Source organism: Antrihabitans auranticaus, assembly GCF_016481275.1.
Classification (GTDB): Bacteria; Actinomycetota; Actinomycetes; order Mycobacteriales; family Mycobacteriaceae; genus Antrihabitans.
This window is the reverse complement of the sequence record NZ_JAEMNW010000001.1, coordinates 1,226,724-1,239,945: the sequence shown is the minus strand read 5'-3', so window position 1 is coordinate 1,239,945 and position 13,222 is coordinate 1,226,724. Positions and strand designations below refer to the sequence as shown.

At 64.5% G+C, this 13,222-nt stretch carries 13 protein-coding genes; 7 read left to right on the top strand and 6 right to left on the bottom strand.

Going from position 1 to position 13,222, the window contains the following annotated elements:
• The first annotated feature begins 19 nt into the window (after positions 1 to 19).
• Both JGU72_RS05715 and JGU72_RS05710 read left to right on the top strand, forming a co-directional pair.
• Complete coding sequence (locus tag JGU72_RS05715) at positions 20 to 379, top strand: YciI family protein (RefSeq protein WP_199682723.1); 360 nt, start codon at positions 20 to 22, stop codon at positions 377 to 379.
• Between the two features lie 61 nt (positions 380 to 440).
• A complete protein-coding gene (locus JGU72_RS05710) occupies positions 441 to 701 on the top strand; it encodes a hypothetical protein (RefSeq protein WP_199682722.1) in 261 nt (86 codons plus the stop codon).
• A 4-nt stretch (positions 702 to 705) separates the two neighbouring features.
• On the opposite strand, the gene JGU72_RS05705 is transcribed toward JGU72_RS05710, so the two are convergent.
• Both JGU72_RS05705 and JGU72_RS05700 read right to left on the bottom strand, forming a co-directional pair.
• A complete protein-coding gene (locus tag JGU72_RS05705; protein WP_199682721.1) occupies positions 706 to 1,440 on the bottom strand; it encodes a CbiQ family ECF transporter T component in 735 nt (244 codons plus the stop codon).
• Positions 1,437 to 3,467: an ABC transporter ATP-binding protein gene (locus tag JGU72_RS05700; RefSeq protein WP_199682720.1), complete on the bottom strand. Its 2,031-nt coding sequence runs from the start codon at positions 3,465 to 3,467 to the stop codon at positions 1,437 to 1,439. Before JGU72_RS05700 ends, JGU72_RS05705 begins: the two co-directional genes overlap by 4 nt.
• A gap of 68 nt (positions 3,468 to 3,535) precedes the next feature.
• Here JGU72_RS05700 and JGU72_RS05695 point away from each other — a divergent pair, with 68 nt between their 5' ends.
• Both JGU72_RS05695 and JGU72_RS05690 read left to right on the top strand, forming a co-directional pair.
• On the top strand, positions 3,536 to 4,453 hold the full coding sequence (locus tag JGU72_RS05695; protein ID WP_307828307.1) for a cation diffusion facilitator family transporter: 918 nt from the start codon (positions 3,536 to 3,538) through the stop codon (positions 4,451 to 4,453).
• Between the two features lie 14 nt (positions 4,454 to 4,467).
• Positions 4,468 to 5,229: a DUF429 domain-containing protein gene (locus JGU72_RS05690; protein ID WP_199682719.1), complete on the top strand. Its 762-nt coding sequence runs from the start codon at positions 4,468 to 4,470 to the stop codon at positions 5,227 to 5,229.
• A gap of 99 nt (positions 5,230 to 5,328) precedes the next feature.
• Here JGU72_RS05690 and JGU72_RS05685 read toward each other — a convergent pair whose 3' ends face one another.
• On the bottom strand, positions 5,329 to 7,032 hold the full coding sequence (locus JGU72_RS05685; RefSeq protein ID WP_199682718.1) for a GMC oxidoreductase: 1,704 nt from the start codon (positions 7,030 to 7,032) through the stop codon (positions 5,329 to 5,331).
• Positions 7,032 to 8,504 carry a flavin-containing monooxygenase gene (locus tag JGU72_RS05680; RefSeq protein WP_233531125.1) on the bottom strand — a complete coding sequence of 491 codons (1,473 nt, stop codon included), beginning with the start codon at positions 8,502 to 8,504 and terminating at the stop codon, positions 7,032 to 7,034. The genes JGU72_RS05685 and JGU72_RS05680 overlap by 1 nt, the downstream gene beginning before the upstream one ends.
• Before the next feature lie 105 nt (positions 8,505 to 8,609).
• Between JGU72_RS05680 and JGU72_RS05675 the strand changes: the two genes are divergently transcribed.
• The gene (locus JGU72_RS05675) at positions 8,610 to 9,668 is read left to right on the top strand and encodes an AraC family transcriptional regulator (RefSeq protein ID WP_199682716.1); all 1,059 of its coding nucleotides are present in this window, start codon (positions 8,610 to 8,612) and stop codon (positions 9,666 to 9,668) included.
• Here JGU72_RS05675 and JGU72_RS05670 read toward each other — a convergent pair.
• Positions 9,665 to 10,480 (bottom strand): metallophosphoesterase, encoded by an 816-nt coding sequence (locus JGU72_RS05670; RefSeq protein ID WP_199682715.1) that lies wholly within the window; start codon positions 10,478 to 10,480, stop codon positions 9,665 to 9,667. The two genes, JGU72_RS05675 and JGU72_RS05670, sit on opposite strands and share 4 nt — an antisense overlap.
• Positions 10,481 to 10,621: 141 nt before the next feature.
• On the opposite strand from JGU72_RS05670, the gene JGU72_RS05665 reads away from it, so the two are divergent.
• Positions 10,622 to 10,957 (top strand): ArsR/SmtB family transcription factor, encoded by a 336-nt coding sequence (locus JGU72_RS05665; protein WP_199682714.1) that lies wholly within the window; start codon positions 10,622 to 10,624, stop codon positions 10,955 to 10,957.
• 52 nt (positions 10,958 to 11,009) lie between these two features.
• Positions 11,010 to 11,465 carry an SRPBCC family protein gene (locus JGU72_RS05660; RefSeq protein ID WP_199682713.1) on the top strand — a complete coding sequence of 152 codons (456 nt, stop codon included), beginning with the start codon at positions 11,010 to 11,012 and terminating at the stop codon, positions 11,463 to 11,465.
• Here JGU72_RS05660 and JGU72_RS05655 read toward each other — a convergent pair.
• Positions 11,423 to 13,219 carry a putative bifunctional diguanylate cyclase/phosphodiesterase gene (locus JGU72_RS05655; RefSeq protein WP_199682712.1) on the bottom strand — a complete coding sequence of 599 codons (1,797 nt, stop codon included), beginning with the start codon at positions 13,217 to 13,219 and terminating at the stop codon, positions 11,423 to 11,425. The genes JGU72_RS05660 and JGU72_RS05655 overlap by 43 nt on opposite strands.
• Positions 13,220 to 13,222 lie beyond the last annotated feature (3 nt).

Sequence of the window (13,222 nt, the reverse complement as noted above, 5' to 3'; positions counted from 1 at the left end):
GATCCGGAAAGGTGGACCCATGAAGTACCTCGTGCTGATCTACAGCAATCCGACGAGTTGGAACGAGCCGCCCGACGACGATTACGCGGCCTGGCGGGAGCATTTTGCCCTGGACGAGGAGCTTGCCGAGCGGGGTGAGCTGATCAGTTCGGAGCCGTTGGCGGACCCAGAACTGACCCGCACGGTCCGAGTGCGAAACGGTGTCGTCTCCAGCACCGACGGGCCCTACGCCGAAGCAAAGGAGTACCTCGCCGGGTACTACCTCGTCGAATGCGAATCGATCGAGCGAGCCGTCGAGATTGCGGCGCGGATGCCGGACGCTCGGGTCGGCGCGGTGGAAGTGCGACCGGTAATGAACAACGAGGGACTGGAGATGTGACTGTATGGAGCGGGTTCCGCTCCTCGTTGAAGGTTCGCTGCAAGATGGGCAGAATTGAGTAATGGTGGGGCCCGAGGATCTCAAATGGGTTGTCCGTGAAATCGAGGACCGGCTGCAACGCGTCGTCGACGTCGAGGAGTCGCTGCGCGCGCGTTTGACGCGCGATCTTTCCCGCGCACACCTCTATCTGAAGGCAGTGGGAAGCGGCTACTCGGACCTGGTTCCTGAGCGCCTGTCCGTCGACCTGTTGCACCGATACAAATCGCCGCGATCGGTCGACACCCTGGACGACGACGATGTGCCGCCGAGTGCGGTCGGGTAGCTGGTCACAGCAGGACGAAGCTCAGCACACAACCGGCGGCGACGACGCCGACTGCTACCAGGGCGATCGCGTCACGCACGCCGGGTCGTGACGGGTAAGCGGTGAGCTGCCCCGTTCCGCCGCGTGCGGTGATCGCTTCACCGAGTTCGCCCGCCCGCCGCATCGCGACCACCATCACCGCGGTGACGATGTCGATCAGGGCGTTGTTGCGCATGCCGTCGGGCCGTCGTTTCGGCCGGAGCCGGCGCGCGGCACGCAGGATCCGGAGGTCTTCGATGAGGAGCGGCAGGCTGCGCAGGCACAGTGCGACCGCGACGGCCCACTCGTCGATCGGGATCCGCAACTTCCGCAGCGGGGCGCCGAGTGTCGCCATGGCAGGCGCGATCTCGTTCAGCGGCGTCGTCCACGCGATCAGCATCGACGCAGCGAGGAGCAGGAGACCGAATGCGGTGACCTGGCCGTACCGTACTACCGACTCGAGCCCGACCGGAATGTTGATCGCCGCGCCGAGCGACAGCAGGCCCCAGAACCACCACGGCAGACGAGGCAACGCGCGCAAGGGAATTCGCGCCAGGACGCCGACGCCGATGAGGAAGGCTGCGATCATACCCAGCACCGGCCACGTTGGGATGAACATGAGCAGCAGGCTGATCACGAGGACGGTGATCAACTTCGTGCCCGCCCACATTCTGTGCACGACGCTCGTTCCGGGCACCCGTCGAAGCAACATGGTGCTCATGACGTCTGCCCGGCGTGGCTCGGTTCGTCGGTGGCCACGCGACCGCCGTCGAGGCGCACGATTCGGTTGCAGACCGTCGACATGCCTTCGATGTCATGGGAAATGACGACCAGCGTCAATCCGTTTCTGCGCAACGATCCGAGCAGATCGATGATGCCTCTTCTCCCCTCGGGGTCGAGCCCGGCGAGCGGCTCGTCGAGCACGACAAGGCGGGGCTTGCTGGCGAGGATCCCGGCGAGCGCGACGCGACGGGCCTGCCCGCCGCTCAGTTCGTCGATTCCGCGGCCCGCGAGTATGCGGTCGAGGGCGACGTCGTCCAGCGCCTGGCCGACGCGGGCCGAACCGACGTCCGGTCCGCCCCAGGAGGCGATCTCACCGCCCACTGTCCTGCGGAGCAATTGCAGCCGTGAGTGCTGGAAGGCGAGCCCGACTCGCCCGACCTGCGTCGTCATCGGCCGGCCCGCCAGTTCGCACGTGCCTTCGGTCGGGTCGATCAGCCCGGCCATGATCCATGCGATGGTCGATTTCCCCGAACCGTTACCGCCCACGAGCAACACGCCTTCGCCGCGGCCGACCGTCAGATCGATGCCGTGCAGCGCCTCGGTGGCCCACGGCGTCCCCGACAGATAGGTGTGCCGGACACCGCTGAGCCGGAGCAGCGGTTCCCCCGCATGCTCGGAAATCTGCGGCGCCTGCGACTCGGTTCTGTGCCACGTCGGCAGGTGTTCGACAGCGCGACCACCGGAAAGATGGATGACGCGATCGGCCGCCGCGGCCTCGATCTCCTGATGTGTGATGAGCACTACGGCCATCGAATGGCGTTGGGGGAGTGCGGAAAGCAACGCGACGAGCTCGCGTCGTCCCGCAGGGTCCACCATTGCGGTTGCCTCGTCGGCGATCAACAGGCTCGGCTGGCGGGCAAGTGCGGCTGCGACTGCGAGCCGCTGCTGCTGACCACCGGAAAGCGAGCTGGTCTCCCGTGCTCCCAGACCTGCGAGACCGACTTCGGCGAGGAGCCCCTCGACATCGACCTCTGTGTCGGTCGGCAAACCCCACACGACATCGTCGGCGACGAGAACGCCGAGAATTTGGCTCTCCGGCCGCTGCATCACGACCGCCGTGCCACCGAATTTGCCGAGGCCTGCCGAGCCCGGTCGCGTGACGGTTCCGCTGGTCGGTGGGCGGCCCGCGAGGATCCGGGACAGCGTCGATTTGCCCGACCCGTTGTGCCCGACGACCGCAACGAACTCGCCGACGTTCACGATCAGCTCGACACCCTGCAACGCGTAGGTCTTGCCGCCGGGATAGCGGTAGCTCACCGCGTGCAGTTGGACTGGAAGCGGCGCGACTGTGCGGTCGTCGTTCGGTGCGTCGAGATGGTCTTCGGCCGGCACCCAGGCCAGGCGGTCGATGACCGCCCCGAGCAGGAACCACGCGAAAATCGCGCTGAGAATCGTGCCGATCGTCACGGAGGCGCCGATCCAGATCCACCAGTAGTGCAGTGCCGTCTCGACGAAGTCTGCGAACGCGTCGCCGATCGGCGCGAGGAACGACTGTTTGGCCGCGAATTCCCCGATGCCGCGAGCCGTGTCGCGCAGCGTGTCGAACAGGAGGTTGCGCGTCGTCGAGAACACGAGCAATGTGCCGACCGCAAACGCGCCGGAGCCGAGACCGGCGATCGTCGAATAGACCAGCACCGACGCGAGTCCGCCGCCGCGTCGTTTCACGGTTCCGACGATGCCGCCGAGAATTGCGCACGACGCCACACTCAGCACCGCGGGCACGCCGCCCGCAACGAAGCCGACCAACCCTGCGCAAACGGTTGCGGTGAGGAACGCACGCGCTCGATGCCGTTGCGCGATGATGCCCATCGGTATTGCCGCCAGCAACTGCAACGCACCGAGGAACGGGATCAGGTTCGCCAGCACGGAAAGCGAGATGGCGACTCCGCCCAGAACTGCCCCGGTGGCAAGCTCGATCGGACGCAGCGGTCCGCTCGGTGCGGTTTCGGGCGGCGTGGTTGTCACTGTCTCAGTGTGCCAGGGACCGGGAAGTCAGGCTTGCATTCATGCGCATGTACGCATATGTTATCCGCGTGGGTCATGATCATTCGCATACGTCGACAGCTCCGGAAAGCGCATCCGGGAAATATTTGAGCCGCCTCGCCATGGCCCTGGGCATCGGGGTCACGTTCATGGCGGTGGAGTTCATAGTGGCGATCGCCACGTCATCGCTCGCGTTGCTCTCCGACGCCGCACATATGGCGACGGACGTGGTCGGACTGTCCATGGCGCTCGCGGCGATCATGCTCGCAAAGCGCACCGTCGCAACGCATTCGCGCTCCTTCGGGTACTACCGGGCAGAGGTGCTGGCAGCCCTGGCGAACGCGATTCTGTTGTTCGCCGTCGCAGGCTACGTGCTCTACGAGGCCATCATCAGACTCGGTGAGCCGCCGGACGTTCCAGGTGTTCCCGTCCTCATCGCGGGCGGCGCGGGGCTCATCGCCAACATCGTGTCCTTCTTCCTGCTGCGGTCCGGGGCCGAGGAAAGCCTGAACGTTCGCGGTGCATATCTCGAGGTTCTCGCGGACCTCGTCGGTTCGGTCGGCGTGCTGGTATCCGCACTGATCACCATTACCACCGGCTGGCTCTATGCGGACATGATCATCGGCGTCGCGATCGGGCTCTGGGTGTTGCCCCGTGCGTATGTGCTCGCCCGCGGATCGTTGCGAATTTTGTTCCAGCACAGCCCCGACCGGCTCGACGTCGAACTTATCTCGACCACGCTCGAGCAGTTGCCGGGCGTCGCAGACGTGCACGACCTCCATATCTGGACCCTGACGTCGGGAATGGAAGTCGCCTCCGCGCATCTCGCAATTGCCGTCGGCGCGAGCCCCGACGAGGTGCTGCGGTCGGCGCAGGACGTCCTCGCGCACGACTATCAGATCGAACACGCCACCCTGCAGATCGAGGGGGAGGACACCGCCAAGCGGTGCCACGAGTTGTCTTGGTAAGGGCCGAAGGCTCTATGCACACCGTGGGTGTCGACCTCGCCGGTAGGAGTGAGCGAACCGCGCTGGCTGTCGTGGCATGGACGGACGGGGCGGCAACCGTGGTCGAGCTGAAGGTGGGCGTCACGGACGCCGATATCGTTGCTGCCGCCCACGGTGCCGAACGGATCGGTATCGACGCGCCGTTCGGTTGGCCCGATGCGTTCGTCGAACTCGTAACCGCGCATCATGCGATGCACCCGACCGTCCGACCCGCCGAAACCCCCACCGACCGGCGAACTCTCGTCAGGCGACGGACCGATTGGGTGGTCCACGAGCGCACCGGAATCGTTCCGCTGAGCGTCTCGGCAGACCTCATCGGACACGTTGCGCTCCGGTGCGCAGGCATCCTCACTCTGTTGGGTGCCCGTGGAATCGATGTCGACCGAGCGGACGGGTCCGCGGTCGAGGCCTATCCCGCGGCGGCTCTGCGGTCGTGGGGCCTAATTCACAAGGGCTACAAGACTTCCGGAACGGGTGCGTTCGCCGAACTTACGAACGCGGTGCTCACCGCGGCGCCGTGGCTCGACCTCGGCCGGCACGCCGAATTGTTCCGCACCGACAACGACGCGTTCGATGCGGTCGTCGCGGCACTTGTCGCGCGCGCTGTCGCGGTCGGCCAGGTTCTGATTCCCGACGACGCCGACCGCGAAATTGCTCAGCGTGAGGGCTGGATTCAATTGCCGGTCGGCGAGTTGGGCGATCTCGTATCCGCTGACTGCGCGACTGAAACCCCTTGAGCCGCACCCCGACTAGGGAGTCGCACCCGAAATAGTGCCCTATTTCGGGTGCGACTCCCGAGCCGGGGTGCGGCTGGGCAGTCAGGTTGGGCGGCCCGCCTAGCCGACTACCTTCGCGGGGGCCTTGACCGACACGATCGGCAGGTGCAGCGCACCGACGGCGGCCGCCGGAACCGCGGGATGCTGCGGGGCCACCGGCTCGATCCGGGTGTAGGCGGAGCCGAGGGGCGGGCGGGTGTCTTCCTCGTCCTTGTTGGGCCAGAACGCCATTGCGCGTTCGGCCTGTGCGGTGATCGTCAGCGACGGGTTGACGCCGAGGTTTGCGGAGACTGCCGAGCCGTCCGCAACGTGCAGACCGGGGTGGCCGTAGACGCGCTGGTACGGGTCGACGACGCCGGTTTCGGCCGAGTCACCGATTACGCAGCCCCCGATGTAGTGCGCGGTCGCCGGGATGTTGAGGATGTCCATCGCCAAGCTGTGGGTGTCGCCGTCGACCTTCTTGGCGAAGCGCCGCCCGACGTCGTGCGCCAGCGGAATCCACGTCGGATTCGGTTCGCCCTGGCCCTGTTTGGTCAGTAGGAAGCGGCCGCGAAGGTAGGAGGTCAAGGAGTTGTCGAGCGACTGCATGACGAGCAGAATCACCGATCGCTCCGATGCGTGCCTGGCATTCAGACTGCGCGCGAACACGATCGGATGCAGCACCATCGCAAGCAGGAAGCGTAGGAAGCGGAATGCGCCGCCGTCGACGATCGGTACGGACATCGGGAACAGTGCGTTCTGTCCTTCGCCGTAGTGGCACACCTCGATGTGGGTGTTCTCCTCGGGATGGATCGACGACGTGATCGCGATGCCCTGAGCGAAGTCGTTCCGTTTGTGGCTGACGACGTTCAGGATCGCCTCGGAGTTGCTGCGCGTCAGCTCACCGAGGGTCGGCGACAGGTTCGGGAGCGTGCCGTTGTCGCGCAGCTTGTGCAGGAGTTTCTGTGTCCCGAGGGCCGCGGCGGCGAAAACGACGTGATCGGCTGTGAAAGTCTTCTTGCCCTTGCGAATCCAGCGATCGGGACGTTCGGTGTCGATCGCGTAGCCACCGCCGGCGAGCGGCCGGACATCGGTTGCCGACGTCAGCGGATGGACCTCCGCCCCTGCCTTTTCGGCGAGGTACAGGTAGTTGGTCGTCGTGGTGTTCTTCGAGTTGTGCGGGCAACCGGTGAAGCACCGCGCGCAATGCTGGCACCCGGTGCGGTCCGGTCCTACACCGCCGAAGTACGGATCCGAGACCTCCTGGCCCTCTTTGCCTTCGTTGAAGAAGACGCCGACGTTGGTTGCGTGGAAGGTGTCCGCGACGCCGAGGTCTTCCGCGATCTCCTTGATCACGTCGTCGGCGGGAGTCATCCGCGGGTTCTTCGCGACGCCGAGCATGCGACTGGCCTGGTCGTAATACGGTGCCAACTCGTCGCGCCAGTCGGTGATGTGCGCCCAGTGCTTGTCCTTGTAGAAGTCGGACAGCGGCTCGTACAACGTGTTGCCGTAGATCAGCGATCCGCCGCCGACACCGGCGCCCGAGAACACCGCGCACTTGCCGAGCAGGCTGATCCGTTGCGGACCGGTGAGACCGAGACGCGGTGCCCAGATCGAGTTACGGATGTTCCAGTTCGTCGCAGGGAAGTCTTCGGGATCCCAGCGCCGGCCTGCTTCGATCACGCCCACGCGGTAGCCCTTTTCGGACAACCGCAGCGCGCTGACGCTGCCGCCGAACCCGGACCCGATGACAAGAACGTCGTAGTGGATGGTCTCTTTCGTCATTACCGTCCCGCTTTCGTGACTACGTAGTCGCCGGCTTCGAATTGCCTTGTCCACATCCGGTACAGCAACGTCGCGCCGGGCCAGTTGTTGGTGATGCGGCCAGATGCATTGCGGTACCAGCTCGAGCAGAAGTTCCAGGGCGTGTCGACGAGCCGTTTCTGCAGTTTGTCGTCGTAATTTTGCTCCACCTCGGGCCGTACCGACAGCTGTATGCCCGGTTCGGTAGCGAGCCGCTCGACGACCTGGCGGATGTAGCGTGCCTGCGACTCCAGCATGTAGATGATGGATCCGGAGCCGACGTTCGTGTTCGGTCCGTACATCAGCATCATGTTCGGGAAGTCCGGTACCGCCATGCCGAGGTACGCGCGACCGCCCTCGGGCGCCCAGACGTCGGCGAGTTTGCGTCCGCCGCGCCCGTACACGTTGATCGGCGCCAGGAACTCCGTGCCCTTGAATCCGGTGCCGTAGACGATCACGTCCACCTCGTGTTCGGTGCCGTCGGAGGTCCGCACGCCGGACGGGGTGATTTCGGTGATCGACGTCGTTTCGACGGCGACGTTCGGCTGGGCGAGCGCCGGAAAGTACTCGTTGGAGAACAGGCCGCGCTTGCAGCCCGCCGCGTAGTCCGGGGTCAGTTTGGCGCGCAATTCGGGGTCGGGCACCTGCTTGTCTCGGTGCCGATCGGCGAGGGCGACAACAGGTGTCTTGAGCGGCGGAATATCTGTCAGGGCGAGCGCGAGAAAGTCGAAGATCGACCAGATGACGAACCGCTCGGCCAGTCGGCTGGGCGGGAAATACTTGAACATCGCGTGGTGAAACGGCGTGTATTCGACGTCCGGTTTCGGCAGGATCCACGCTGCCGACCGCTGAAACAGCGTGAGGTGCGCGACCTTCGGCTGGATCGCGGGGATGAATTGGATCGCACTTGCGCCGGTTCCGATGACGGCAACGCGCTTGCCGGTCAGATCGACGTCGTGATTCCACTCTGCAGAGTGGAACGCGTCGCCGCCGAACGATTCGATTCCCGGAATCGGAGGCATTGCTGGACGTGAAAGCTGACCGACCGCGGGAATGAGCAGGTCGGCGGACAGGTGGCTGCCGTCCCTCGTCGTCAGCGTCCACCGCGAGGTGCTTTCGTCGAACTCGGCGTCGGTGACCTCGGTTCCGAAGCGGATCTTGTCGAACAAGTTGTATTTGTCGGCGACCGTGCGCATGTATTCGTGAATGTCGGCCTGCATGGAGAAGCGCTTGGGCCAATCCGACTTCGGCTCGAAGGACCACGAGTACAGCGGCGACGGCACGTCGCAGCCGGCGCCGGGGTAGGTGTTCTCACGCCACACGCCACCGATGTCGGTCGCCTTCTCGACGATCGTGTAATTGGTGAAGCCCGCTCGTTCGAGTTCCATCGCCATGCCGAGGCCGGCGAACCCCGCCCCGATTATCAGTATCGAGGGCTGCGCTTTCCTGCTCATGAACATCCTCACTCCGTTGTGTATGCAGTCGAACTTACGACGGTCGGCTGGCGTGGCGAAGGGATCTGCGGACTGTTGATCCACATTTTCGGCCATAATCGAGGGATGGTGGATCCTGTCCCGCTCGTGCCGGCCCCGGGAGTCCTCGATTGGGACTTTCCGCGCAGCATTGCGAGCATCGCGCTGCTGACCGCTTTCGCCGCGGAACGCGGTGTCAGTGCGGATGCGATGCTGCGCAACTCCGGCGTCACGCCTGCGGACCTCGATAGGCCGGACGTCCAGGTCGACGCGCGCGCGGAATTGGTCGTCGTGCGAAATTTGCTCGACGCGATCGGTCAGGCGCCAGGTCTCGGGGTGGAGGTGGGACTGCGTTATCACGTAACGACGTTCGGCATCTTCGGGTTTGCAATGGTCAGTAGTCCGACGCTCGGCGATGCGATCGCGCTCGCCCTGCGCAATCTGGAGTTGAGCTTCACGTTCTGCATTCCGGTCGCCGCGATTGCGGGGGACGACACCGTGACGCATTTGCACGACGAGCGCGTCCCCGAGGATGTCCGGCAGTTCCTTTTGGAGCGAGACGCGTCGGCGATGCACAGTGTGATGCGCGATCTGCGCGGCGGCGTGGCATTACCGCTGCAACGCATGGACTTTCGCTTTCCGGAACCGCCCGACAGCGCCGTGTTCCTGCAAGGCTTCGGTGTGATCCCGCGGTTCGGGCAGCCAGCGAATATCTTCACGTTTCCGACCGCCGAGATGAATCAACCTCTGCCGCAAGCCAACTCCACGACCTGGGCGATGTGTCAAGCTCAGTGCAGGGACCTGATCGAGCGTCGGCGATCCCGTACCGGTATCGCACATGACGTGCGAGACAAGCTGATTCGGCTGGGCGGTGCTCCCGCGGGGATCGACGAGGTTGCCGCCGAACTCAACCTGAGCACCCGAACTTTGCGTCGACGCCTCACGGACGCGGGTACGAGCTATCGCGATCTGCTTGACGAAGTTCGGGAAATGCTCGCCGAAGAGATGCTTTCGACGACGCCCATGTCGGTTTCCGATATCGCGGTGAGCCTCGGCTATGCCGAGGCGTCGACGTTCATCTATGCGTTCAAGCGATGGAAAGGCACGACTCCGGCCGCCTACCAACGGGATCGGCGAACCGCCTAGGTGTGTTTGTGCGGTGAGTATCCGCGGCGAAAGCCGCGCCGCTTGCCCGCGTCTGGTTTGGCGATCGACCGGAAGTGCGTCGTCAATCTCAGATCGTCATCGAGAACGTGGAACGCGACCGACGGCGAGGTGGCGTAGTCGACGATCGGATCGTGTGTGATGCCATCGCCTTCCCATTCCGGTCCGAGTACTGAAGAGACGCTCGGGCCGACGATGAGCGGCACCCCCGCGAACGTCGTGATCGCGGCCGTATGCGCGTGGCCGCACAGCACCGCGACGATTCGCGAATCGTTGGCGATGATGGTCGCAAGCGCGTCGGGTGCGTCGAGTCGAATCGGGTCGACGATCGGGCTGAACAGCCGCACCGGCGGGTGGTGCAGCGCGATGAAGATCGGGGCGGTCGGGGGAGCGTCGTCGAGAACGGTCTGCAGCCACGCGAGGGTCTCTTCGGACAGATGCCCGTCCGATTGGCCGGGAATCGACGAGTCGCACATTGCGATCACGGCATCGCCGACCATATGCACGCGATTGATGGGTCCTGACCCGTCCTCGAGCAGGAAGTCGGACCGGAAGGACTCGCGCGCGTCGTGATTGCCAGGGCAGGTCAGAATCGGTACGGAATCCGATTGCAGCGCCGCGCGCGCATGCTCGTATTCGACGGCAGCCGCACTGTCGGCGATGTCGCCGGTGACGAGGATTGCGTCCAGCTGACCGGGTAATCGGTTGAGGTACTTCATGACTCGTACCGCACGCCGGACAGCGCGCCTGCCACCGTCGAAATGCGTGTCGCTTATGTGTGCTAGGACGAGCATTCGACTCGCTTCCTTCGGACGACACGGTCTCGACTACAGGCTAGCGAAGGTGTGTTTGTTACGAGGCTATTGACATCTCCTGCGTACGAGTTATATTTAACCTGTTGGCTAATTAACCAAAGGGTGTAATAGGTGGAAACGGTGACCGCAGATCAACTGAGCAGCACTTTTGCGGCGCTCGCAGACCCGACGCGACGGGCAATCCTTGCCCGGCTCGCACGCGGCGAAGCGACAGTCACCGAACTCGCCGAACCGTTCGAAATGAGCCTGCCCGCAGTCTCGAAGCATCTGAAGGTGCTCGAGCGGGCTGGGTTGATCAGCCGAACGAAAGACGCGCAGTGGCGGCCGTGCCGGCTCGAGGCGGCACCGCTCGCGAGCGCCACCGACTGGTTGGAGCGTTATCGCCAGTTCTGGTCCGAGAGCTTCGATCGCCTCGACGACCATCTCCGGGAAATCCAAGAAGGACAGCAAGAATGACTCCGGCCTGGATCAGCGGAAACTACTGAAACCCAACAATATTGGAGCAGTTATGAGCACATCGGAACGTGAGTTCACCATCGTCCGCGAGTTCGCAGCCCCCCGCGAGCTGGTCTTCAAGGCGTGGCTCGATCCGGACCAGATGACGAAGTGGTGGGGTCCGCACAACTACACCACGCCGCGATCGACAATCGAGACCGATCCGCGGCCCGGTGGAAAATACCGCGCGACAATGGTTTCCGACGAAAGCGGTGCGGAGTACGGCACGAGCGGCACGTATCGCGAAATCGTCGAGCCGGAGCGTCTCGTATTCACCTGGGGTGACCCGACCGCCGACGGCAGCACCGAGCGCGAGTCGGTGGTGACGGTTACCTTCGATCAGACCGGCGACAAGACAACGATGACGTTTCATCTCGTCGCCCCAGGACCCCTGGCAGAGGAGGACGGTGCCGAGGACGGTTGGGGTCAGAGCCTCGATCGCCTGGTCGGGTTCGTCGGCGAATTGTGAGCTGGGGCGGTCGGCGTAGTGATCTGGTCCAGCGACTGGGGGCGTCCGTAGAGGTAGCCCTGGGCCCGCGAGATGCCGAGCTCGGAAAGCAGTTCTTCCTGCTCGGTCGACTCGATTCCCTCGATGATCAACTCGAGCTCGAACGCTGAGCTCAGGGCCGCGATAGCCGTGAGCATCGGGCGGGCCGAACGGATGTCGCTGATCACAGGGCGATCGATCTTCAGAACGTCGCACGGCAGCGCCGCAAGCCTGTTGAGTGACGAGTATCCGCTGCCGAAGTCGTCGATCGCGATACGCACACCGGCCCGACGAAGCTTCTGCAGCTGAGCGATCGCCTGCACCGAATCCGCGGCCAACTCGCTCTCGGTCACCTCGAGCACGAGCTGATTCGCAGGCCAGCCTGTCGATGCGGCGATTCTCAGCACGTTGGTCGCGTAATTCTCGCGGACGAGTTCGAGACACGACACGTTGACGTTGATGACGATCGCGATATCCGGCGTGGCGCGCTGTATGACGTTCGCGTCAGAGCACGCGCGGTGCAGGACCGCACGTCCGAGTTCGCCGATCAAGTCGCTGCCTTCGGCGATGGTGATGAGTCCGGACGGTGTGAGTTCTGGTTGTTCGCTCGACGACCACCGGACGAGAGCCTCGTACCCGACCGTGCGGCGCGCACCCGCCAAGTCGACGATCGGCTGATAGTGGACGTCGACGGTCCCGGATTCCAGTGCCGCGCGCAGTTCGGTGACGACCGCGGGGCGCTGGGAGGATTCCAGCATCGTTTGATTCCGGCCGGTAGCTTTCGCGCGGTACAGGCCGATATCGGCGCGACCGACGAAGAGTGATGCCGTGTCGCCTTGGCGCCAGGAGGTGACTCCGGCCGAGCAGTCGGTCGCGATGGCGGCACGCATACGGTCGGCGATCTCGATTGCCTCGGCCTCGGTTGTGTTCGGCAGCAGGAGCCCGAACTCGTCGCCGCCGTACCGGGCCAGCACCGCGTCCCGGCCCAGCTGCTGTACCCAGCGATCGGCGACGTTTTTCAACATCGTGTCGCCCGCGCGATGGCCCAACCTGTCGTTCGTGGTTTTGAATTCGTCCAGGTCGAACAGCACCATCGCGACTTTCGGAGGCGCGCCCGGTGCGGTAGTCACGGCGGTGAGTGCGCGGTCGAAGCCACGTCTGTTGAGTAATCCTGTGAGCGAATCGATGTCGGCCTCCGATGCGACCCGGCTCAGAATCGCGACGCCGGTCCCCACGATGACCGTCGATGTCACTGGCAGAAGTGCAGCCCACCAGGCCAGTTCGGGTCGGCTGGTCACACCGAATGTGCACAGTGGCAACGCGAATGCGGCGAGACCCGCAGCGCTACGCCACGAAAATACAAACGCGGCGTGGCAGGCGATGCAGGGATACAGACACGAGAGTGCCATGGTGACAACGGGATCGGGGGCCTCCATGAGCATGTAGGTGAGCACGACCGTCGCGAATGCGATAAGTCCCGCGTGGGCGGGCGCGCTCAGGTAGCGGCCGAGGGCGAGCACCAAGGCACCGGTAAACACCGAGATGATTGCACCGACGAGCAGGATGCCCCTGTTTCCAGTGGACCCCTCGGGAATCACCGATGAGACGACGATCCCCATCACTCCGACCACGGCGAAGAATGCGGCCGCGATACGAGCCATTATCGGACGTGTCGCCAGGGCAGGCGGCGCGCCCACGAGCAAACGGATGTCGCTCAGGACGCCGGTTCTACGCACGAC